The organism is Cupriavidus sp. YAF13 (genome assembly GCF_052113425.1).
Taxonomy (GTDB): Bacteria; Pseudomonadota; Gammaproteobacteria; order Burkholderiales; family Burkholderiaceae; genus Cupriavidus.
Map to the genome: position 1 here is coordinate 121,417 of NZ_JBFRDD010000009.1, position 23,304 is coordinate 144,720.

Consider the following 23,304-nt stretch of genomic DNA (forward strand, 5'->3'; position numbering starts at 1 on the left):
CAAAGTGATGGCCCAACGTGACAACTAAACAGTAACTCAATGATGCTCAAGAAAATTTCCGAGATGTCGCGCCAGAAGAAAATTCTTCTGATGTTGGTGCTCGACTTCTTCCTGCTGCCGATTTCCCTCTGGTCGGCGGTCGGCTTGCGGACGGATCATTGGGCTGTCAGTTCACAGTACCCGATCAGCCTGTATTTCGTCACCTCCTTGGTGGCCATCCCGGTTTTTATCAAATTGGGCTTGTACCGCTCGGTAGTGCGTTACATGGAGGACCGGGCCATCCTGACCATTGTTGTCGCGGTCACCATCTCGATCGGGATGTTCGGTTCGCTGATCTTCTTCCTGGGCCTGTCCAACGTCCCGCGCGGGGCGCTCCTGATCTACTGGCTGCTGGCCATCGTCTATATCGTGTGCAGCAGGTTCTTTGTGCGGGCGGCATTCAGGATGTTGCCGTCCTTTGGCCACCACGGCCAGAAGGTCATCATCTATGGCGCGGGCGATGCCGGGCGGCAGCTTGCCGTCGCCCTGGGCGTGGGCTCTGACTACGAGCCAATGGCATTCGTGGATGACGACATAAAGAAGCGCGGGCTCAGCATCGCGGGCATCAAGGTCCACGGCGCCGATGAGCTACCCGAACTGGTAAGGCGCCTTGCCATCCACCAGGTGCTGATCGCAATTCCGTCCGCTTCGCGCAGCCGTCGCATCGAAATCGTGAATGCGCTAGAGCCACTCGCGGTCGAGGTGCGGGCCGTCCCCGGCATGGCGGAGATGGTTTCCGGCGAGGTGCGCCTGGATGACGTGCGCGAGGTGGAGATCGACGAGCTGCTGGGGCGCGACGTGGTTGCCCCGAACATGAAGCTGTTGATGGAGAACATTGCTGGCAAGAGCGTCATGGTCACTGGTGCCGGCGGGTCTATCGGCTCCGAGCTGTGCCGGCAAATCATCAAGAACAAGCCCGCGCGCCTTGTCCTGTATGAGCAGTCCGAATTTGCCTTGTACGCCCTAGAGTACGAGCTGCAGCAGACTGTCACGGAGAAGGAGCTCCCGATAGAACTGGTGCCGGTACTTGGCTCGGTGCAGAACGGCGAGCGGGTCTTCGGCATCATGTCGCGCTACGGGGTGCAGACCATCTATCACGCAGCTGCCTACAAGCACGTGCCCATTGTCGAGTTCAATATGACCGAGGGCATATTGAATAACACGGTCGGTACCCGGATCACTGCGGAGGCAGCGATTCGTGCCAACGTCGAAGCGTTCGTGTTGATCTCCACCGACAAGGCCGTGCGGCCGACCAATGTCATGGGGGCGAGCAAGCGGATGGCTGAATTGTGCCTGCAAGCGTTCGCGCAGGACCCGAACGTGCGCACCCGTTTCAGTATTGTCCGCTTTGGCAATGTGCTCGGTTCGAGCGGCTCGGTGGTGCCACTGTTCAGGACCCAGATTGCCGCAGGGGGGCCCGTGACGGTGACGCACCCGGATATCATCCGGTACTTCATGACCATTCCCGAGGCAGCTCAGCTTGTCATCCAGGCGGGGGCGATGGGCGGCGAAGGCGAAGTCTTCGTGCTCGATATGGGCCAGCCCGTCAAAATTGTCGACCTGGCCCGGCGCATGATCCACCTGAGCGGCTTTCAGGTAAAGGACGAGACGAATCCTGACGGCGACATCGAGATCCAGTTCACCGGGCTGCGCCCCGGGGAGAAGCTGTACGAGGAGTTGTTGATCGGGGATGCCGTGAGCGGCACCGGCCACCCGCGCATCATGAAGGCAGACGAATCCTTCCTGAGCCGAGAGCAGCTCGATGAAAAGATGAAGTGCCTCATCCAGGCTTCGGACTCCAACGACTGCGAAGCCATCCGGACGATTCTTCTCGAATGCGTTTCAGGGTTTCGCCCGGACCGCGATATCAAGGACCACTTGCATGAAGAGCCGGCTCCGCGTATTCGTCTCCTGCGCTGAGTACGCCCTTATGTCTGCGTCGAAAACATCTCGGAATGGGCTGCGGCGGAGCCGGAGTGAACCAAGAGTGCAGTGCACGGTGAAGGTGGGCTACGTCCTCGCGCGGGGGCGACGACATGCCGATCACTGTGCAGGCTTTCTCCGCTTGCCTGCCAGTCAGGCTCCGGCGGCGGCTCAAGCCCGGGAAAATATGGCAAAATGTTGTAGTTTTGTATCCTGGGTCAACAAGTTGGAAAGTGACGGAAGCGTAACTCTGCTTTGCGCTCCGGCGCGGCTGCTCTTCCGAAGTGCCGATCTTGTGGGTGCGACTCCCAGGCAGCAATGGATTCGCGCTGATCGAGTGATCCCGGTCAGGCGGTGTCGGCGAGGGGATTCAAGCTGTACCAGGGTTGCCCGCCAACTCCTGCAGGCTGGGCGGACGCACTATAGTCCCCATCCTCCCCATCCTCCCTATCCGGCGTACAGCTCGCGTGCACGTCCGGGTGTATCCATTCCGATCGAATCATGAGGTGTCGATACCCGATTGAGCATCGGAAGGTGTCTGTATTTTGCGATGAGAAGTTTTGTGCCGCTACCGACAATTTCTGGGACGTAGGGTTATGGCGCCGGAGGCCGGTGTGCTCTCCAACAATCGCTTGATTATGCAAATATTGGCTTGAGAAATGAGAATTACTATTATCGGTACCGGCTATGTCGGGCTTGTGACAGGCACCTGCCTTGCTGAGCTAGGCAACAACGTCTTCTGCGTTGATGTCGATGCGAAGAAAATCGATTTGCTGAACAACGGCGGCGTGCCCATCTATGAGCCCGGCCTCAAGGCGCTGATTGACCGGAATCGTGCTGCGGGCCGGCTGAAGTTTTCGACGGATATTGCCGCCAGCGTTGCGCACGGCGATATCCAGTTTATCGCCGTCGGCACGCCGCCGGACGAAGACGGTTCCGCCGACCTGAAGTACGTGATTGAGGCCGCCCGGAACATCGGTCGTCACATGGATTCGTTCAAGGTTATCGTCGACAAATCCACCGTTCCGGTAGGAACGGCGGATAAGGTGAAAGCGGCGGTGGCGGAGGAACTGAGCCAGCGTGGCTCCGCACACCTTGACTGCGCGGTGGTCTCCAATCCGGAGTTCCTCAAGGAAGGCGCGGCAGTTGAGGATTTCATGCGCCCCGACCGGATAGTAGTTGGTGTCGCGTCGGACGAAGCCGGGGAAAAGGCCAAGGCGATGATGCGGACGCTGTATGCGCCGTTCAACCGCAACCATGAGCGCATGTACTTCATGGATGTGCGCTCGGCGGAGTTCACGAAGTATGCCGCCAATGCCATGCTTGCCACGCGTATCAGCTTCATGAACGAGTTGGCGAACCTGGCCGACCGGGTGGGTGCCGATATCGAACTGGTGCGCCAGGGAATTGGCTCCGATCCCCGAATTGGCTATAGCTTTCTTTATGCGGGGATCGGCTATGGCGGTTCCTGTTTCCCGAAGGACGTGCAGGCGCTGGCAAAGACCGCGGCACAATTCGGCCAGTCGACCTACGTGCTGGACGCGGTCGAGAAAGTAAACCAGGCGCAAAAACGCGTGCTGGTCGACAAGGTGCTCGCTCGCTTCGGCAATGACATTGCCGGTAAGCGCTTCGCGGTCTGGGGGCTGGCATTCAAGCCGGAAACGGACGACATGCGTGAAGCGCCGAGCCGCATCATCATTCAGGAGCTCCTGGACCGCGGGGCGATCGTGCACGCGCATGATCCCGTTGCGATGGAAGAGGCCCGCCGCGTGCTGGCCCAGGATCTCGCCGATCGTGACGGTGCGCTGGAGCATTTGCATTTCGTCGATCAGCCCGAGAGTGCGCTGGTGGGCGTTGATGCTTTGATTATCGTGACGGAGTGGAAGGCTTTCCGGAGTCCGGACTTCGACGCGATGCGTCGCGACATGAAGAATCCGCTCATTTTTGACGGCCGGAATCTCTTTGACCCCTCGTCGATGAAGAAACTAGGCTTCGAGTATTTCGGTATCGGCCGCTCATAAAACTTTGAACATGCGAAATTACAATTCCCGCCAGCGAATCCTGGTGACCGGCGGCGCCGGCTTTCTCGGTTCGCATTTGTGCGATCGCCTCATCGAGCAGGGCAATGAAGTGCTGTGCGTCGACAATCTCTTCACGGGCGCCAAGCAAAATATCGAACATCTACTCAGCCATCCTCGTTTCGAGTTCATCCGCCACGACGTGACCTTCCCGCTGTTCGTGGAAGTCGACCAGATCTATAACCTGGCCTGCCCGGCGTCGCCTGTCCACTATCAGCACGATCCGGTGCAAACCACGAAGACGTCGGTGCATGGCGCCATCAACATGCTTGGCCTCGCCAAGCGGGTCGGCGCCAAGATCTTCCAGGCCTCGACTAGCGAAGTCTACGGCGACCCGGTCGTGCACCCGCAGCCCGAAGCCTATTGGGGAAACGTGAATCCCATCGGTATCCGCTCGTGCTACGACGAAGGCAAGCGATGCGCGGAAACCCTGTTTTTTGACTACCACCGCCAGCATGGGCTTGAGATCAAGGTTGCCCGGATCTTCAATACCTATGGCCCGCGGATGCACCAGAACGACGGCCGTGTGGTATCGAACTTCATCATGCAGGCGCTGCGCGGTGAGCCGATCACAGTGTTCGGGGAAGGCAAGCAGACGCGCTCGTTCTGCTTTGTCGATGACCTGATCGACGGCATTGTTGCCCTGATGAGCACGCCCAAGGACTTTACCGGCCCGATGAACCTGGGCAACCCGCACGAGATGACGATGCTCGAGCTGGCTAGTCACATCATCGAGCTGACAGGTTCCCGTTCCACGATCGAATTCAAGCCCTTGCCGTCCGACGATCCCACACAGCGCCGTCCTGATACCCGTCTGGCTGAGGAGATGATCGGCTGGAACCCGTCGGTGCATTTCCGCGACGGACTCAGCAAGACGGTCGATTACTTCAAGCGCTTTGTATAAGCAGCCCAGCTCATTTTTCAGAAGAGATTCGCAATGTTCAATAACAAGTCTATTTTGATCACGGGCGGTACGGGCTCGTTTGGCAGGAAGTACGCACGAACGATTCTGGCCCGCTACAAGCCGAAGCGTCTTGTGATCTACTCGCGCGACGAACTCAAGCAGTTCGAAATGCAGCAGGACATCGATGCACCGCCGATGCGCTATTTCATCGGCGACGTTCGCGATGGCGACCGCCTGTCCCAGGCCATGCGTGGCATTGACTATGTCATCCACGCTGCCGCGCTCAAGCAAGTTCCCGCAGCGGAGTACAACCCGCTGGAGTGCATCAAGACCAACATTCATGGCGCCGAGAACGTCATCAATGCGGCGATCGCCAACAATGTCCACAAGGTGATCGCGCTGTCGACCGACAAGGCCGCCAATCCGATCAACCTCTATGGCGCGACCAAGCTGGCGTCCGACAAGTTGTTTGTCGCGGCCAATAACATGGTAGGCGCCAACCAGACTTCGTTCGCCGTGGTTCGCTACGGAAACGTGGTCGGCTCCCGCGGCTCGGTTGTGCCTTTCTTCGAGCAGCTGCTGGCGAGGGGCGAGAAGGAACTGCCGATTACGCACGCAGAGATGACTCGCTTCTGGATCAGCCTGCAAGATGGGGTGGATTTCGTGCTGAAGAACTTCGAGCGGATGCATGGCGGCGAAATTTTCGTGCCCAAGATCCCGTCGATCCGTATCACGGACCTGGCCGAGGCAGTCGCGCCTGGCGTAGCGACCCGTGTGATTGGCATTCGTCCGGGCGAGAAGCTCCACGAGATCATGTGTCCGTCCGACGATTCCCATCTCACGTTGGAATTCTCGGATCACTACGTTCTGCGCCCGACGATCAAGTTCCACCACTCGGACATCGACTACACGGTCAATGCGCTGGGTGAACAGGGCGAACAGGTTAGCCAGGGCTTCGAATATAACTCCGGCAACAATCCGCATTTCCTGAACCCTCAGGAAATCCGTGAATTCAACGCCAAGGCAATGGCATGATTCCATACGGCCGGCAAGATATTTCGGCGGAAGATATCCAGGCGGTAGTGGCGGTCCTGGAGTCCGACTTCCTGACGCAGGGGCCGGCCGTGCCGGCATTCGAATCGGCGATAGCGACTTATGTCGGGGCCGAGCACGCAGTTGCCGTCAATAGTGCAACTTCTGCGCTTCACATCGCGTGCATGGCGCTTGGCGTGGGACCCGGGGACACTGTCTGGACCACCCCGAACACCTTTGTCGCGTCGGCCAATTGCGCGCGCTATTGCGGTGCCGACGTCGGTTTCGTCGATATCGACAAGCGCACGTACAACATGTGCGCCGTTGCCCTGGCAAGCAAGCTCAAGCTTGCAGCCCAGCGTAATGCGCTGCCCAAGGTCGTCATTCCGGTAGCGTTTGCCGGGCAGTCATGCGACATGCAGGCGATTCGCGCACTGGGCGATGAGTACGGCTTCTCCATCATCGAAGATGCGTCGCATGCGATTGGTGGCCGCTATCTGGGCAAGCCAATCGGTTGTGGCGACTTCGCCGATATCACCGTCTTCAGCTTCCATCCGGTCAAGGTAATCACGACCGCCGAGGGTGGCATGTGTGTCACGCGCCGGAGCGATCTGGCGGAGGCCATGCGCAAGGCGCGTTCGCACGGAATCACGCGCGACCAAGCCGAGATGACGGGCCCTTCGGACGGCGCGTGGTACTACCAGCAAGTTGCGCTTGGGTACAACTACCGCATGACTGACATGCAGGCGGCCCTTGGGGTCAGCCAGATGACGCGTCTGGATGGGTTTGTTGCGCGGCGCCACCAGCTGGCGCGCCGCTATGACGAGTTGCTGGCGGGAGCCGCGTTGACCGTGCCCTTCCAGCATCCCGACGGGCTGTCCGGTCTGCACCTGTATCCGGTGGTGCTGCACGACAGCGCGCGCCGTAAGGCGATATTCGACGGCATGCGTGCTGCCGGCGTGCACGTCAATGTGCATTACATCCCGGTGCACACCCAGCCGTACTACCAAAACCTCGGTTTCCAGGCGGGCGAATACCCGAACGCTGAAGACTACTATGCACGGGCGATCAGCCTGCCGATGTATCCTGGCCTGTCCGAGCAGCAACAGGACTTCGTGACATCCACGTTGCGCGGGTTGCTTGCATGAAGCTGGCGCTGGGAACGGTGCAGTTTGGTCTGCCCTATGGCATCACCAATACCGCGGGCCAGGTCGCCGCGGATGAGGTGACACGTATCCTGCGCAGGGCCCGCGAGCTTGGCCTTGAGGTGCTGGATACCGCGGCGGCGTATGGCGAGAGCGAGCGCGTACTGGGCCGTTGCGGCCGGGATGCGCTCGCCTTTCGGCTCTATACCAAAACCTTGCCAGTTGGCGACGCGGGCATGGACGCCGACGCCATCCGGCGCGTGGTGCAGGGGGTACGCGACTCCTTGCGCAACCTGGGCGTCGAGCGTCTGCATGGCCTGCTGGTGCATCATGCAGGCGATCTGCTTGGCGCAGGCGGGCAGGACTTGCATGCCGCGCTGCTGGAGCTGAAAGCCGAAGGCCTGATTGAGCGGCTCGGCGTGTCAGTCTATAGCGTCGACGAGGCGCGCGAAGCGACGAAGCGTTACCACATCGACGCCATGCAGTTGCCGCTCAACGTTCTCGATCAGTCCTTCGCCACTAGCGGGGAACTCGCCAGACTGAAGCATGCGGGTGTGGAAATCCACACGCGCTCGGCCTTTCTGCAAGGCGTGCTGCTGGCCGAGCAGTTGCCGCCCTTTCTGCACACGCTTGCCCCGGGCTTTGCGCGCTTCCAGGCCGTTTGCGCGCAGGCAGGCATGAGCCAGCTCGAAGGCAGTCTGGCCTTCCTGCGCCAGCAAGGTGTGATCGACCATGTTGTGGTCGGGGTGCTCGATGCAGGGCAACTCGAACAGATCGCAACTGCCTGGCACCGCAGCGCCGCGCACCTCGCTTTCGATTTCACCGCCTGCAATATGGAGTCGTTGCCGGCAATCACGCCATCCAAGTGGCCCGCATTGCAGAAGGAGTTCCAATGACCGTGATGGCACTGCTGCAAGCACGTTCAAGTTCGACCCGACTGCCAGGCAAGGTATTGAAGCCCTTGCTCGGCGAGCCGATGATCCTGCGCCAGATAGAGCGCTTGCGGCGAGCCCGCAATATCGATCGGCTGATGGTGGTGACCAGCGACAGCGCCTCCGACGATGAACTCGCGGCACGCTGTGTAGAGGCAGGCGTGGAAGTGTTCCGCGGTAGTCTCGACGATGTGCTGGATCGCTTCTATTCGGCGGTGAGGGATATCCGGCCGCAGCACGTGGTCCGGCTGACAGCCGACTGCCCCCTGGCCGACCCCGAAGTGATCGACGCCGTGATCGATTTCTATCGCGACGGCGACTTCGACTACGCCAGCAACGTGCTGGAGCCTACCTATCCGGATGGCCTGGATGCCGAGGTGTTCCGGTTCAGCGTGTTGGAGACGATCTGGCAGGAAGCCAGCCTTGCATCCCAGCGCGAGCATGTGACATCTTTCATCTACCAGCATCCGGAGCGCTTCCGGTTGGGGTGCCTCAAGCGCGAGAGCGATCTATCGGCGCTGCGGTGGACGGTCGATGAACCGTCCGACCTCGAGTTTGTCACGGCCGTGTATGGGGCCCTGTATCGCGACAACCCTGCTTTCCTGATGGCTGACGTGCTGCGGCTGCTGGCGCAGCGGCCCGAGTTGATCGAGATCAACGCCGGGCAACTCCGGAATGCAGGCTATGTGAAATCTCTTGTACAAGACGAACTACTACCTCGAAGGGTGTGAACATCATGTCGCAACGATATCAACAGTCTGAAGCCCTGCTTGAACGCGCCCTGCGCACCATCCCGCTTGGTTCGCAAACATTCAGCAAGAGCCGTACGCAGTACCCGTTCGGCGTGTCGCCGTACTTCATCGAGCGCGGGCGCGGCAGTCACGTGTGGGATGTCGATGGCAATGAGTACCTCGACATGATTGGCGCTCTTGCCGCGCTGACGCTTGGGTATTGCGACCCCGACGTGGATGCTGCGGTCAAGGCCCAGTTGGAGGATGGCATCATCTTCTCGCTGCCGCACCGGCTCGAAATGGAGGTGGCAGAGCAGTTGGTGTCGATGGTGCCTTGCGCCGAGAAAGTCCGCTTTGGCAAGAACGGTTCCGACGCAACCGCCGGCGCCGTGCGCGTTGCACGCGCCTTCACCGGCCGCGATCATGTCGCGGTCTGCGGCTATCACGGCTGGCAGGACTGGTACATTGGCACCACCGCGCGTAACCGCGGCGTGCCGCAGGCAACACGCGATCTGTCCCATGCTTGGGCATACAACGATATCGAAAGCCTCGACGCCATTTTCAGGGCGCACCCCGGTCAGGTGGCTGCGGTGATCCTCGAGCCAATGAACGTGGTCGAGCCGGCACCGGGCTTCCTGCAGGCGGTCAAGGAACTGGCGCACAAGCATGGCGCGCTGCTGGTGTTTGACGAGACCATCACGGGATTCCGCTACGCGAATGGCGGCGCCCAGCAACTCTTCGGCGTGACGCCGGACCTGGCTACCTTCGGCAAGGGCCTCGCCAACGGCTATCCTGTGTCTGCCGTTGCAGGCCGGGCCGATGTCATGCAATTGATGGAGGAGATTTTCTTCTCCTTCACCTTTGGCGGAGAAACGCTATCGCTCGCGGCGGCGCTCGCCACCATGAAGAAGCTGGAACGGGAGCCCGTCACCGCAACCCTGGCTCGTCAGGGTCAAGTGGTGATCGATGGCCTGCGCGAACGTATTTCGGCGCTGGGCGCGGAAGACTTTCTCTCTGTGTCTGGCCACCCGAGCTGGAGCTTCCTGCTGATCAAGGACACGGCGCGCTATCCCATGTGGCACCTCAAGACGCTGTTCATGCAGGAGATGCTGGCGCAGGGAGTCCTGACGTTCGGTACTCACAACATGGGGTACAGCCATTCGGACGCCGATATCAGCCGGCTGTTCGCGGCCTACGACCACACGCTGCCAATGATGGTCGAAGCCGTGCGCGATGGCGGTCTCGAGCAGAAGTTGAAGTGTGCTCCGCTTGAGCCTTTGTTCAAGGTGCGCTGAGCATCATGAAGGTCGCGATTCGCGCCGATGCATCTGTGCAGATTGGGTCGGGCCACGTCATGCGTTGCCTGACGCTGGCGGATGTCTTGCGCGAGCGCGGGGCTGAGATTCGCTTCATCACCCGCGCGCATCCAGCTGGCGCGCAAGCGCTGATTGCCAAGCGCGGATACGCGTGCCACCTGCTGCCCGCCCCACAGCTTGCCGGTTCTGTGATGGGGGACCTTGCCCATAGTGCCTGGCTGGGCGTCCCCTGGGAGGACGACCTGGCGCAAAGCGCAGCGGTGCTGGCGGACTGGTCGCCTCAATGGCTGGTTGTGGATCACTATGGTCTCGACTGGCGATGGGAGCAGCCGCTGCGCGGGCTGGTACCTAGCATCCTGGCTATCGACGACCTGGCTGATCGCCGGCACGACTGTGATCTGCTGCTCGACCAGAACTACTATAGTGATCTCGACCAACGCTACGCCACCTTGATTCCTCCGCACTGCACGTGCTTGCTGGGCCCTGGCTATGCCCTCCTGCGCCCCGAGTTCACGGTGGCTGGGCAGGCCTTGCACCGGGGCACGGGGCCGGTTCGGCGCGTGCTGCTGTTCATGGGGGGCATGGACCAGGACAACGCAACCAGCATTGCGCTGCGCGGATTGCAGGACTTCGCGAAGGCTGGCATTGCGATCGACGTCGTGCTCGGCGCTGGCGCACCTCACCGCGACCAGGTAGAGGCGCTATGTGAGGGCACGCAGAATGCGCGTCTGCACGTGCAGGTCGACAATATGGCCGAGTTGATGGCGAGCGCTGATCTGGCCATCGGCGCTTGTGGGTCCGCGACTTGGGAGCGCTGCTTCCTTGGGTTGCCGACCATTGCCATCGTGCTGGCGGACAACCAGCGCAGATCGGCCCACGACCTGGCTGCCGCCGGATATATCGTCAACCTGGGCGAAGTCGCTCTGGTGACGCCGGAGAAGGTGGCGCAAGCGGTGGCTGCCTTGATGGCGGACGATGCCGGGCGCCTTGCAATGTCGCGCCGCGCCCTGGGGCTGGCTCGGCGTGAGCCAAGGACTGTGGCCGACCTGATCTACGAAGAGACGCGGTGATGCATAGATTCGACGACTGCGAGTTGCGTCCGATCCGCCCCGGCGACAAGGACATTCTGCTGGCCTGGCGCAACAGCGACCACGTGCGCAGCAATATGTACACGGATCACTTGATTGCGCCTGAGGAGCATGAACGCTGGTTCGCTTCGGCGTTGCAACATCCAAGCGCGCAGTTTGCGGTGTTCGCACTGCGCGGGGTGCCAGTTGGCTTCAGTTCGCTCACCGGCATCAGCCGCGAGCACCAGCGTTGCACCTGGGGTTTCTATCTCGGCGAGCAAGGCCTGCCCAAGGGCACTGGCTCGGCGCTGGGCTATCTGGCGCTGGCCCATGCCTTTGACACGCTTGGAATGTATAAGCTGAGCTCGGAGGCTTTTGCTTTCAACCACGCCTCGCTGGCCTTGCATCGCAAGCTTGGCTTCCGCGAAGAGGGCCGGCTGGTCGAGCATTACCTGAAGCAAGGCCAGCGCCAGGACATTGTCTGCCTGGCCAAATTCAGCAATCAATGGGGGAGTGACCGGCAGGCGCTGCGCGACCTGTGTTTCTCGCCCGAAGGAGTATAGAAATGACGATCAATATTGGCGGTCGCCTGGTCGGCCGCGAACACGAGCCATTCCTGATCGCGGAGATGTCCGGAAATCACAACCAGTCGCTCGATCGCGCACTGGAAATCGTCGATGCCGCGGCAGCGTCGGGCGCGCACGCACTGAAGATCCAGACCTATACCGCGGACACCATGACGCTGGATATCCGCGAGCGGGAGTTCTTCATTTCCGATCCGAAGAGCTTGTGGAAGGGCAAGTCGCTGTACGAGTTGTACGATGAAGCGCATACGCCCTGGGATTGGCATGCAGCCATCTTCGAGCGTGCGCGCGGGCACGGAATGATCCCCTTTAGCACGCCCTTCGACGACAGCGCTGTCGATTTCCTGGAAGAACTCGATGTAGCTGTCTACAAGATCGCATCGTTTGAGAACACCGATATTCCCCTGATCCGGAAGGTCGCGCGTACCGGCAAGCCGATGATCATCTCGATCGGCATGGCCAGCATCGCGGAACTCGATCAGAGTGTGCGTGCCGCGCGCGAGGCTGGGTGTAAAGACCTGATTCTTCTGAAGTGCACCAGCACCTACCCAGCTTCTCCCGAAAACACCAATGTCCGCACGATTCCCCACATGCGTGACCTGTTCGGCTGCGAAGTGGGTTTGTCCGACCACACGATGGGCCTTGGCGTATCGGTGGCGAGCGTCGCCATGGGCGCAACGGTGATCGAAAAGCACTTCACGCTGGACCGCGCTGACGGTGGCGTGGATTCGACATTCTCGCTCGAACCCGCCGAATTCCAGGCACTTGTCGTGGAAACCCGCCGCGCCTGGCAGGGATTGGGCGGCGTGAGCTATGGCCCGACTGACGCGGAGAAGAAGTCCCTGGTGTTCCGCCGGTCGCTTTACATCACGCGCGACCTCAAGGCTGGCGAGGTGCTGGACGTCTCCAGCGTGCGGGCGATTCGCCCGGGCTTTGGCCTGGCGCCCAAGCACCTCGACCAGGTGCTCGGCCGGGCAGTGAAGCAGGATGTGAGCCGCGGTACGCCACTTGAGTGGGATCTGCTCGCCTGAGTCCCTTTGCCCCGTTTGCCCCTATAACTATTACTATATGCGTCTCGGTTTCGCCAGTATCTACGCCTATCGCCCACACGTGGAACACGTCTACTTCCTCTCGACGATGATGAAGTCCCGTGGGCATGAGGTGTTCTTTCTAAGCTGCGACAGCGCGCTGTCGGAGTGCTATACCCGCGAATTGCGAGATAACTCGAGTTCGGCCAAGGAGTGTGTGAAATGCACGATGGGCGGCATGCGGTCGTTCGCCTCCGGCTCGGTTGACTCCATGCGCCGCTATCGCGATCCCGCTGGCGCTTCGCAAGCGGGTGATGCCGCGCAGCAGTGGGGCTTCTCCGGTGCCTGCACCATATTGCGCACGGAGAGCAAGATCGACAAGCAGACCGAGGAGTTCCGCGGGCTACATCAGAGGCTCGCCACGGGTGCTGCCGAGGCGTTCGCCGCTGCCTGCCGCTGGATCGAGGATCGCCGGCTGGACGGCATTGTCTGCTTCAACGGTCGCATGGAGGGTCCGCGTGCGTTGCTGGAGGCGGCCAAGGCCAAGGGCATTCCCTTTATTTCGGTGGAGCGTACCTGGTTTGGCGATGGCCTCTTGCTGATCCCTGACCAGAATTGCCTGGCGCTTGGCGAAGTAGGGCGCGTGGTCGGAGAGTACAAGGACAAGCCGCTCACCGAGGCCCAGGCACGGTCCGTTGCCTCGCTGCTGGCTGCTCGGTTCTTGCGCACGAACACGCTCGAGTGGCGAGCCTACAATCGCAATGCGGAGGACCTGGTATGGCCGGCGCAGAGCAATGGCCTGAAGTTGCTGATCACCCCTAGCAGCCTCAACGAGTTCGATGGTCACCCCGACTGGCGAACCAACTGGCCCAACCAGATCGCCGCCCTGGACTTCCTCTTCGATCATCTCGATGTCGATCCGGCGAGCTGCATCCTGCGCTGTCACCCGAACTGGGGTGAGACGATCGGCCTCAGGGACGGCAGTCTCGCCGAGCGCATGTACACGGAATGGGCGCGCCGTCGCGGCGTGCATATCATCGGGAGCGGGGAGCGCGCCAATACCCTGGGGCTGATCGCGCAGGCGGACGCCGTGGTGGTCAACGGCGGCAGTGCCGCCTTCGAGGCTGGCGCCCTGGGCAAGCAGGTGATCGCACTAGGCACGTCGATCTACCAGACTGCTGGCTTCCAGATCCGGCTGTATGGCCCCGAAGATGTTGACAACCTGTCCATGGTCGGCAAGCAGAACCCGGACGAGATCGCACGGCAGGTCTTGCGCTTTGCCTACACGTTCAATTTCCGCTTCAACCAGTATGTGAGCGACATTCGCGCCAGGACGACCACGCAGTATGTCTACAATCCCACGCCTGATGCCAGCCGGCTCGAGCGGTTGCTCCTTACCCGCCGTGTGGAAGCAGACGATGCCGAGGTGGCATCCGACGCCACTGGTGAAGATCGGGTACTGACGCTGCTGCGCGAGAGGCGCTGGGAAGAGTTGCGGGAGGCCCAGAAGCCGATCCCGGAAGAGTACCGCCCGTTACAACGGCGCGGCGTGTTCCGTTACTTGGACGCGATCCGAGAGCGCATGCCGATTGGCGACAGATAATGCAGGCCAGAAGAGTCCGAGAGGTGGAGGCACCATGAGTCGAATTCGAATCTTGACCAAGAGCTTGATGAGCCAGCCTGGCTACACGTTGATGCGCGTGCCGGCCCGGTTCGGTTTCGCTCGCGATACCGTCAGCCGTACCCGCGGACTGTTGCAAGGCCCGGGCCTGCGGCGCTTTCTAGCCGAGCGCGAGGCGCGCCTGGAGCAGAGCGTCTTCAAGGGCATCGATAAAGAGCAGTTTGTGCGGACCCTGGATGCCGATGGCCTTGCATTCGGGTTGAAGATTCCAGGCGAGATGGTGGCGCAGATTCGGCAGTTTGCCGACAGTTCTGCTTGTTTCGCCGACCGGGATCCGGCTCGCGGTTTTCATGCCGAACAGCGCGTGGCAGCGGAATCTGTCCTGGGCAAGCCGATCCTGGTTGCGCAGTACTTCAATACGCAGCAACAGTGCGCCGCGATCCATGCGCTGCGCCACGACCCTCTGCTGGAGTGGATTGCGGCACGTTATATCGGTTCGGTGCCGGCATTTGTCGGCTCCAACCTGTGGTGGACGTTCCCCGTGAAGGCGCGCGAGGAGGATCGATTCAAGCATGCCCATCTCTATCACCGGGATGTCGATTGCTTCCGTTTCTTTAAGTTCTTCTTCTACCTGACGGACGTAGCGCCGGGCGACGGCGCGCACGTCGCCGTGGCAGGCTCGCATCGCCGGCCACCGGTGACGCAGCGCTTCGATGAGTTCAAGGTGCGCCGCTACACGGATGCAGAAATCGACCAGACCTACGACCGCTCTGTGATCAAGGAGATCTGCGGGGAAGCGGGGACTGGCTTTGCCGAGAATACCCTGTGTATCCACAAGGGGCGCACCCCGGTTCACCAAGCGAGATTGCTCCTGCAACTGCAGTTTGCCATGTTCGATTACGGCGTGATGCACGACCAGCGCCGTGAGCAGGACCTGAGCTTGATGGTTTAACCAATCTGCATTTCAGGCGACATCTCCCATCCGATCTGAGCAAGGCCATGGTCACTCGCGGAGGGACGCACAACCGCGATCATCCATGAGCTACAAGAGAAACCTCGGGACAACTTGCTTGAACGGCTTTGCGGCCATCTTGATGATGGGCCGCATGCTTGCCTACGCCAAGCTGCTGACAGTCCCGGAATTCGGGACGTTGAGCGTCGGGCTGCTGATCTCGGCTTCGCTTGCCATGGTCAATGCCTTCGGGCTGTATCTGCTGATGCAGCGTGATCTCCCGTACCTGTTCGCAGCCAGGCGAGTGACGCGTGGCATGATCATGATGTGCGAGGTGACACTGGTCACCGTGCTTTGCGCGATGCCGCTGCTCGGGCTCAGCGCGACTGGCATGTCGCTTGCCGGTGGAGCGGGCGCCTTGCTTGCGCTGGCTGCGGTGCACGGGCTGACCAATCAGTTGTTTGGCATTGTCTCGACAGAAAGCAAGAGCCGGTTGCTGCAGACCGAGTTCTCGGTGACGCTGTTCTCGCGCAGTTGTGTGGTCTCGGTGGCGGGGCTTCTGACCGCAGTCAGGATTGGCAGTGCCGAGGCGATCCTCGTCGCGGAAATCCTGGCTACGACCGTCATGATCGGTATCGTGACAATGCGCGCCGGCCTTCGCTACGGGAGGGCATCTTTCCGTTTGCCGATATTGGCACTGCGCCATTTCCGCCACTCCGAGTGGCGTGCAGCAGGAGCGCTGTTCGTCAGCGTCATCCTGGCGTTCCTGATGCAGAATTCCGATCGCTGGCTTGCCGCGGGCGCGCTGGATAAGCCCGCGTTTGCTGAATTTGCTTTCGCCTGGACGCTGCTATCGATGGCCTCTACCTTTCAGGTCACGGTCAATGCGAACCTGTTCCCGAGCCTGGCGGCGCAAATCTACCATCAGGGGGCGCAGGCAGTGCGGGAGCGCACCGGCAAGACCTCGCTGGGTTTCCTGCTCGTGCTGGGCATACTTGCCGTGCCGGGGTACTTGATGATCCGTTGGGGCATCGACGCTTATTTCCCTCAGTATCTGGGTGTGTTGGCCTATATTCCGTTGTTCCTGGCGGCGGCGGCATTCCGCGCCTCCGATTTCTGGGCCAATTATTTTGTGATTTCGGGGAAGACGAGGATTCTGTTCGCCTGTCAGATCGCAGTCCTGCTGGGTTCCTTGCTGGTGTGGGCCGTGACGTCCTGCTATCCGGCGATGCCGCTGCTGATGCGCTTGTCGATTCTCACTTTGACACTTGCTGCCCTCTCTTTCTGCTTCGGTCTTGTCGCCGCGCGGGTAGGAGGGAAAATGAAATGATGATCAGATTATTGAAAAGATCCTTCCTGTGGCGCTGGTGGGTGGCAATCCACTTTCTGCGCGATGGCGTGCGGGTCGATCCGCGCGCCACGTTCTTGTCGTCGCTGTCCCAGGTCAAGCTCGGGCGTGGCACGAGGATTTCCAGGGATGTCATCGTCAATCTTGGGGGCGGGGGGCAACTCGATATGGCGCGTGGCACCTGGCTATCGCACGGCGTCGAAATCGAGTCGGAGGGCCGTATCCTTATCGGCGAGGGCACCACCATTCAGCGGCGCTGCTCGCTGAATGGAACGATAACGATCGGCCGCGGGTGCATTTTCGCCCCGAATGTTTTTGTTTCCTCGGGGGCGCATATCTTTGCCGCATGGCCCGAGCTGCCGATTCGCGAGCAGGAAGCGAGGTATGCTGCACTGCCGCCACATGAGCGTCCCGCCGGTTTTGAAGACAAACCGGTTGAAATCGGCGATGACTGCTGGATCGGGGTGAATGTTGCGATCATGCCCGGTGTGAGGATTGGACGTGGATGCGTGATTGGGGCCAACTCCGTGGTGACCAGGTCGTTACCGGAATATTCAATCGCGGTCGGGGCACCCGCAGTCGTGAAATCCAAGAGGATGGCATGAACACGTCACGCGAACCCCGATTCCAACAGTGGGTCCAGGCTGCCGCGATCGTAGGCATCTTCTCGATCTACTACCTGTACTACTTTACCAACTTCAAGGATGGCGACGTGGATGATGTACCCGCGTTTATTGCCATCGCCAAACTGTGCGCGTTCAGCCTGTTCACGCTGTGCCTTTTGCCGTTCCGCGTCTCGGACCGCTATCAGGATGACCTTCTGCTGGTGCCGTTGCTGGCCCTGTGCGGCATCAGCTATGGCTTGGCGGTGGCTGCCGGCTATGACCAGCCAACCGCGCTGTTCCTCAATGCGCTGATTTTCCTGCCAGTGCTGTTCTCGGCAAGGATGAGCGAGCAGGGAATTCTGTCGGCGCTTAAGCTGGTCAAGGACATTATCCTGGTGCAGTGCCTTGTGGGTTTCGTGCTGCGCTATCTCGAAATCGACCTGTGGACGGGAGGGGCCGTTTCCGGTGGTGTCGGCAATCCAAGCTCATTTGGTTTGCTTTGCTGCATTTCCTATCTTTACGTCGATACTTTTGCGCGCCGGTGGTCGGCCGAGATCGCCGAGAAGCTGGTGTTGGCACTTGGCGCGGTGGCCACCAATTCCGTCTTTTCGCTGATGACGATGGCCTGCATTGTTCTGCTGGTGGAAATAAAGAACAAGAGACTTGGCTTCCTGCTCATGTGTTTCGTGCCGGCACTGGCCGCCGCTGGCTTCTTCGTACTGCAAGCGGAAGCCGAGGGAAAGCCTTCCTTCCTGGTTCACAAGATTCTCGCCGTGCTCAACTTCGTAGGCCTGGTGGACTATGACGTGACCGCCGGCATCACGGGCGGGCGGATCGCCGATCATCTGAATCTCCTGGCCGGATACGTCGAGGAACCCGCTTCCATGTTGTGGGGGCATATGGGCTCAACGGTGTACCGGGCTGCGGACAGCCAGTACGTCAGTTACCTGGCTTCCTTCGGCATACCGCTTACCCTGCTTTTTGTGCTCGTCAACCTGAAGATCTATTTTTCCTCGAAAAGCCAGCAGACGCCGGAAGCTGTGTTCTTGCGGGGATGCATGCTGATTTTCTTGTTCAATTTCTTTGTCAATAGAATATTGGATTATTTTCCGATGACCTTTATCTATCTGATAGTGGTAATCGGTCTCTCCCGCGGTGCGGCGTCGGTGTCGACGTCGACTAAACACGTTCAATCATGAAAGTATGGATCGTTAATCCCTATGGCAGCCTGCCGGGCGAAGCGTGGCGGGAATACCGCAGCTCGATGCTCGCAGAGGCTTTCGCCCGTGCTGGTCACGAGGTGACCTGGTGGCTCTCGAATTTTGAGCACCGCTCCAAGAAATTCCGCAGTGAGGGATATAGCGAGCAGCGCCTCGACACGGGTGTCAACGTACGGATCGTGCCCACCACACCGTACAGCAGTCACGTCTCGGTGGCGCGCATCCGCAGCGAACGCACCTTTGCACGAAATCTCGCGCAACGCGTGCAAGCCAATCCCCAGGACAAGGCCGATATGATCGTCTTGGCCGAACCCTCGATCTTCTACGGCAAATATATTGTCGAGACGGCGCGCAGCATCGGGGCCAAGTTGGTCGCCGACATCATCGACATCTGGCCAGAGGTCTTTGCCATGATCTTGCCGAAGCCGCTCAGAGCGTTCGACCGCGTGCTGCTGGCGCCGTTGTACCTCAGGCGGGCGGCCATTCTTCGCGCATGCGACGGAATCGTGGGCGTGTCGGAGGACTACCGCGACATCGGCGTGCGCTCGGCGCCCGCGGTGCCGTCCGCGGTGTCGTACTGGGGCGTGGATGTCGCCGCCATGCGGGCGGCAATGGCGAACGAGAACGGCGGCGTGCTCCGCAAGCTAGGGCTGGACGACAAGAAGCCCGGCGAAGTCTGGGTGATCTATGCAGGCACCCTCGGCGCCGGCTATGACATGGAGTCGATTCTCAGGGCTGCGCGCTCGGACCGGCTGCGCGGCAAACCGGTGAAATTCCTGTTCGCCGGCGACGGGCCGCAACGCCCCTTGCTCGAATCCGCCTGCGCCGAGCCCGATGGCAATGTGGTCTACCTGGGGCGACTGGACCCGGACGATCTCAACCTGATGTACAAGTACTGCGATATCGGGCTGAGCACGTACCTCGCGCATTCGACGGTGTCGATGCCTATCAAGTTCTATGACTATCTGGCGGCCGGCGTTGCCACCGTTAATTCACTGGAGCGTGAAATCCAGCGTCTGATCGCCAGCCATCAGCTCGGGCGGCAGTACGTGCCGGGCGACGCGGATTCGCTCGCCGCCGCGATCGAGGCGCTTGCCGGTGATCGCGCGCTGCTCGAAACCTGCAAGGCGAATTCCGCTTCGCTTGCGCCGCGCTTCGACCAGTACTTGCAGCACGACGCGTTCGTGCGCTTTGCCGAAACGCTGCGCTGAGGACAGGCTATGTTCCGTAGACTCTACCTGTCTCCCGCCGGCTACGCGATCTCGGTCGTGCTGAACCTGCTGGGCATGCTGTTGCGCCCGTTCATGGTCTATGGCTATTTTTCACGTCGGGAAGGGCGGTTCCTGCGTTTCACCCGTGTGAGTTCCAGCGCCAAGATCCTGAACGAGCGCGATCTGGTCATTGGGGATCATTGCTGGATTGGCCCCCATTGCCTGATCGATGCCAGCGGCGGCGTGGAGATTGGCGAGGGGGTACAGATCAGCTCGCTGAACGCCGTGCTGTCCCATAGCAGCCACGTCTCGATACGCCTGCTGGGAAGGCATTTCATCTCGACACCGACGCCTCAGCGTACTGGATTCATCCAGGCGCCGGTCGTGATCGGAGACTTTACTTTTGTAGGGAGCGGCGCGATCATTCTGCCGGGCACGCGAATCGGCAAGGGCTGTGTGATCGGCGCCGGCAGCGTTGTCCGTGGGGAGATCCCGGATCATTCCGTCGTCGTGGGCAATCCGGGGCGGATCGTTGGCACGACCGAGAAATACGATCTCGAGTTTGTTCAGAGCAGCGGCCTCGATAACACCTTTTTTGACCCCGACCGGCTCGCGGAACTGCGCCGGGTAGCGCAGTCTGGCGCCACACAATAGATCGTCGGCATTGGACAGGCGCCGGCACCTGAGGTGCCAGGCGCATCTTGCGACGCGGACTTGCTTGCCGCCCCCCTAATTGATGCATCTAAGCCAAAGGATGGCTTCACCATGAATAGTAGTTTTCTTCCCTTTGCACAGCCGGAAATCGGCGAAGAAGAGATCGCCGAAGTCGTGGCGACGCTGCGTTCGGGCTGGGTTACCACCGGCCCGAAGACCAAGCAGTTCGAAGCGGACTTCGCCGCTTTCCTGGGCGGTGGTGTAGAAGCCATCGCCGTGAATTCCGCCACCGCAGGCCTGCACCTCGCGCTGGAAGCGGTGGGCGTCGGCCCCGGCGATGAGGTGATTACCACCACCCACACATTCACGGCCACGGCAGAGGTGATCCGCTACCTGGGCGCGGATCCGGTATTTGTCGACGTTAGCGCGCAAACGCTCTGCATTGATGTGGATGCCATCGAAAAGGCCATCACGCCGCGCACGCGCGCGATCATGCCTGTGCATTTCGGCGGCCGCGCTGCGGATATGGGGCGCATTATCGCCATTGCCAAGAAGCACGGCCTGCGTGTCGTCGAGGACGCCGCGCACGCTCTGCCCGCCACTAGCGACGGCCAGTTGGTAGGAACCCTGGACACCGATGCCACCGTGTTCAGCTTCTACGCCAACAAGACGATCACGACCGGCGAAGGCGGGATGGTGGTGACGCGCGACCCGGAGATTGCCAAGCGCGCCAAGATCATGCGGCTGCACGGTATCAGCCGGGATGCTTTCGACCGTTTCGTGTCCACTGCGCCAAGCTGGTACTACGAAATCGTCGCGCCGGGGTTCAAGTACAACATGACGGACGTCGCTTCCGCCATCGGTATCCATCAGTTGAAGAAGGCAAACGCTTTCCATCAGCGCCGCGCCGCCATCGCCGCCCGCTACGACGAGGCGCTGGCAGATCTGCCGCTGGTTTTGCCGCCGCACGCACAAACGGGTGATATTCATTCCTGGCATTTGTACGTGATTCAGTTGGCCGAAGGTGCGCCTTGCAGCCGGGACGCTCTGATTGACCATCTGTTCAAGCAGGGCATTGGCTGTAGCGTCCACTACATTCCGCTTCATCTTCAGCCGTACTGGCGCGACCAGTATCACCTGACGCCGGAAATGTTCCCCGTCAGCCAGCGCGTCTACGAGCGCACGCTCACTTTGCCGCTATACACGCGTATGCGTGACGAAGATGTGGAGCGGGTGATCAAGTCGGTCCGGGACGCGTTCAACTGATGCTTATCAAAAGGCTCTTTGACCTCGTCGCCAGCGCGGCGGGGTTGCTTCTGCTGGCGCCGGTATTCGCCGTGATCGCCATCGTCATCAAGCGCGAATCGGCGGGCCCGGTTTTCTTCCGGCAGGAGCGAGTGGGCTTGCACGGCCGCACGTTCCGCATTCATAAGTTCCGGACCATGGTGACCTCGGGAGAGGGCAGGGGACCCCTGATCACCGTGGGTGCGGACCGGCGTATCACGAGAAGTGGTGCCTTCCTGCGCAAGTACAAACTGGACGAACTGGCACAACTGATCGACGTGTTTATCGGCAGCATGAGCCTGGTGGGACCGCGGCCCGAAGTGCCCAAGTACGTGGCGCTCTATCCCGCGGGTATTCGCGAGACTGTCTTGAGCGTGAGACCGGGGATTACCGATCTCGCTTCGATTGAATACAGGGACGAGAACACGCTGCTGGGCAAGAGCGCGGACCCGGAGCGGACCTACGTCGAAGAAGTAATGCCCGCGAAACTGCGGTACTGCGTCGAGTATGTCCAGAAGCGATCGCTCTGGCTGGATTTGCGCATCATCTACAGGACCGTGGTCGCCATCCTCTCGTGATCAGTGCGTAGTGCGATGGCACTGCCGGACGTTGCTTATGGCAAGGGCTTGCTTCATCGCAGGCGCAACTGGACTATCGTCGAACACGGTATGCCCGACGATAGTCGGAGTCAGGGACTTCAATCATGAAAGCTATCATTCTTGCCGGTGGCACCGGCTCTCGCCTTTACCCGCTTACGCAGATCTCCAGCAAGCAATTGCAGGCGGTTTTCGACAAGCCCATGATCTATTATTCGCTGACTGTCCTGATGGCGGCGGGGATACGCGAGTTCTGCCTGATTTCCACGCCGAAGGACCTGCCGCGGTTCCAGCATTTGCTCAAGGACGGACGGCAATGGGGCGTTAGCATCGAGTATCGGGCACAGACGAAGCCAGAGGGAATTGCTCAGGCCTTCCTGATCGCGGAGGACTTCGTTGCGGGCGGCGATGTGGTGCTGATGCTGGGTGACAATATCTTCTCTGGCGGGGACGACTTTCCCCGAGCAATGGCAGCGTTCCGGGGCGGCGCGACCATCTTTGCCTATCACGTCAAGGATCCGCAGCGCTATGGCGTAGTCGAGTTCGATGCCAACGGTAATGCGCTTTCCATCGAAGAGAAGCCCGCCCAGCCTCGCAGCGCCTATGCGGTCCCCGGAATCTATATCTATGACCATCAAGTGGTCGAGATCGCTCGCTCGATTCGTCCCTCGCCACGGGGTGAGCTGGAAATCACCGACGTCAATCTTGAATACCTGAGGCGTGGAGCGCTGCGAGTGCATCGCTTGAGCCGAGGCTTTGCCTGGCTGGACGCGGGCACCAGCACGGCCCTGCAGGAGGCTTCCGCCTATATCGAAGCGATTGAACGGCGTCAGGGCGTCAAGATTGGGTGCCCCGAGGAGGCAGCGCTGGTCCGGGGTTTCCTCAACCTCGCTGAGTTCGAGGCACTGCTGACGCAAATGCCCACCTGCGAGTACCGCGATTATCTCTCCGGAGTGGCTGCGGAAATGATCAGGCTGGGCTACATCAAGTAAGTTCCTGCTTACCGACAATCATTGCTCATCGCGGGCGCCACA

The 23,304-nt window shown here is 60.6% G+C and carries 21 protein-coding genes; all 21 read left to right on the plus strand.

Going from position 1 to position 23,304, the window contains the following annotated elements; genetic code table 11:
• The first annotated feature begins 39 nt into the window (after positions 1-39).
• A complete protein-coding gene (locus tag AB4061_RS10370; RefSeq protein ID WP_441633375.1) occupies positions 40-1,959 on the plus strand; it encodes a polysaccharide biosynthesis protein in 1,920 nt (639 codons plus the stop codon).
• 662 nt (positions 1,960-2,621) lie between these two features.
• Positions 2,622-3,983: a UDP-glucose dehydrogenase family protein gene (locus tag AB4061_RS10375; RefSeq protein WP_441633377.1), complete on the plus strand. Its 1,362-nt coding sequence runs from the start codon at positions 2,622-2,624 to the stop codon at positions 3,981-3,983.
• 10 nt (positions 3,984-3,993) lie between these two features.
• Complete coding sequence (locus AB4061_RS10380) at positions 3,994-4,944, plus strand: UDP-glucuronic acid decarboxylase family protein (protein ID WP_416049419.1); 951 nt, start codon at positions 3,994-3,996, stop codon at positions 4,942-4,944.
• Positions 4,945-4,977: 33 nt separating this feature from the next.
• The gene (gene pseB, locus AB4061_RS10385) at positions 4,978-5,979 is read left to right on the plus strand and encodes a UDP-N-acetylglucosamine 4,6-dehydratase (inverting) (protein WP_441633379.1); all 1,002 of its coding nucleotides are present in this window, start codon (positions 4,978-4,980) and stop codon (positions 5,977-5,979) included.
• The gene (gene pseC / locus AB4061_RS10390) at positions 5,976-7,124 is read left to right on the plus strand and encodes a UDP-4-amino-4,6-dideoxy-N-acetyl-beta-L-altrosamine transaminase (protein WP_441633381.1); all 1,149 of its coding nucleotides are present in this window, start codon (positions 5,976-5,978) and stop codon (positions 7,122-7,124) included. Before pseB ends, pseC begins: the two co-directional genes overlap by 4 nt.
• Entirely contained in the window at positions 7,121-8,017 is an 897-nt protein-coding gene (locus AB4061_RS10395) for an aldo/keto reductase (RefSeq protein ID WP_441633383.1), read from the plus strand. The genes pseC and AB4061_RS10395 overlap by 4 nt, the downstream gene beginning before the upstream one ends.
• On the plus strand, positions 8,014-8,784 hold the full coding sequence (locus AB4061_RS10400) for a cytidylyltransferase domain-containing protein (RefSeq protein WP_441633385.1): 771 nt from the start codon (positions 8,014-8,016) through the stop codon (positions 8,782-8,784). The genes AB4061_RS10395 and AB4061_RS10400 overlap by 4 nt, the downstream gene beginning before the upstream one ends.
• Positions 8,785-8,789: 5 nt before the next feature.
• On the plus strand, positions 8,790-10,079 hold the full coding sequence (locus AB4061_RS10405; RefSeq protein WP_441633387.1) for an aminotransferase class III-fold pyridoxal phosphate-dependent enzyme: 1,290 nt from the start codon (positions 8,790-8,792) through the stop codon (positions 10,077-10,079).
• A gap of 5 nt (positions 10,080-10,084) precedes the next feature.
• Positions 10,085-11,170 (plus strand): UDP-2,4-diacetamido-2,4,6-trideoxy-beta-L-altropyranose hydrolase, encoded by a 1,086-nt coding sequence (pseG, locus tag AB4061_RS10410; RefSeq protein WP_441633389.1) that lies wholly within the window; start codon positions 10,085-10,087, stop codon positions 11,168-11,170.
• The gene (pseH, locus tag AB4061_RS10415; protein WP_441633391.1) at positions 11,170-11,730 is read left to right on the plus strand and encodes a UDP-4-amino-4,6-dideoxy-N-acetyl-beta-L-altrosamine N-acetyltransferase; all 561 of its coding nucleotides are present in this window, start codon (positions 11,170-11,172) and stop codon (positions 11,728-11,730) included. Before pseG ends, pseH begins: the two co-directional genes overlap by 1 nt.
• Before the next feature lie 2 nt (positions 11,731-11,732).
• Positions 11,733-12,782: a pseudaminic acid synthase gene (gene pseI, locus AB4061_RS10420; RefSeq protein WP_441633482.1), complete on the plus strand. Its 1,050-nt coding sequence runs from the start codon at positions 11,733-11,735 to the stop codon at positions 12,780-12,782.
• Between the two features lie 79 nt (positions 12,783-12,861).
• A complete protein-coding gene (locus AB4061_RS10425; protein WP_441633393.1) occupies positions 12,862-14,382 on the plus strand; it encodes a hypothetical protein in 1,521 nt (506 codons plus the stop codon).
• A gap of 67 nt (positions 14,383-14,449) precedes the next feature.
• The gene (locus tag AB4061_RS10430; protein ID WP_441633395.1) at positions 14,450-15,352 is read left to right on the plus strand and encodes a hypothetical protein; all 903 of its coding nucleotides are present in this window, start codon (positions 14,450-14,452) and stop codon (positions 15,350-15,352) included.
• A gap of 85 nt (positions 15,353-15,437) precedes the next feature.
• A complete protein-coding gene (locus tag AB4061_RS10435; RefSeq protein WP_441633397.1) occupies positions 15,438-16,682 on the plus strand; it encodes a hypothetical protein in 1,245 nt (414 codons plus the stop codon).
• Positions 16,679-17,305: an acyltransferase gene (locus AB4061_RS10440; protein ID WP_441633399.1), complete on the plus strand. Its 627-nt coding sequence runs from the start codon at positions 16,679-16,681 to the stop codon at positions 17,303-17,305. The genes AB4061_RS10435 and AB4061_RS10440 overlap by 4 nt, the downstream gene beginning before the upstream one ends.
• Positions 17,302-18,504 carry a hypothetical protein gene (locus AB4061_RS10445; protein WP_441633400.1) on the plus strand — a complete coding sequence of 401 codons (1,203 nt, stop codon included), beginning with the start codon at positions 17,302-17,304 and terminating at the stop codon, positions 18,502-18,504. Before AB4061_RS10440 ends, AB4061_RS10445 begins: the two co-directional genes overlap by 4 nt.
• Positions 18,501-19,736, plus strand: coding sequence for a glycosyltransferase family 4 protein (locus tag AB4061_RS10450; protein WP_441633402.1), 1,236 nt, complete (start codon positions 18,501-18,503; stop codon positions 19,734-19,736). The genes AB4061_RS10445 and AB4061_RS10450 overlap by 4 nt, the downstream gene beginning before the upstream one ends.
• Before the next feature lie 9 nt (positions 19,737-19,745).
• Positions 19,746-20,390 carry an acyltransferase gene (locus AB4061_RS10455; RefSeq protein ID WP_441633404.1) on the plus strand — a complete coding sequence of 215 codons (645 nt, stop codon included), beginning with the start codon at positions 19,746-19,748 and terminating at the stop codon, positions 20,388-20,390.
• Positions 20,391-20,501: 111 nt separating this feature from the next.
• Positions 20,502-21,656, plus strand: coding sequence for a DegT/DnrJ/EryC1/StrS family aminotransferase (locus AB4061_RS10460; protein ID WP_441633406.1), 1,155 nt, complete (start codon positions 20,502-20,504; stop codon positions 21,654-21,656).
• Positions 21,656-22,252 carry a sugar transferase gene (locus AB4061_RS10465; RefSeq protein WP_441633408.1) on the plus strand — a complete coding sequence of 199 codons (597 nt, stop codon included), beginning with the start codon at positions 21,656-21,658 and terminating at the stop codon, positions 22,250-22,252. Before AB4061_RS10460 ends, AB4061_RS10465 begins: the two co-directional genes overlap by 1 nt.
• Before the next feature lie 125 nt (positions 22,253-22,377).
• The gene (gene rfbA, locus AB4061_RS10470; protein WP_441633410.1) at positions 22,378-23,262 is read left to right on the plus strand and encodes a glucose-1-phosphate thymidylyltransferase RfbA; all 885 of its coding nucleotides are present in this window, start codon (positions 22,378-22,380) and stop codon (positions 23,260-23,262) included.
• Positions 23,263-23,304: the final 42 nt, after the last annotated feature.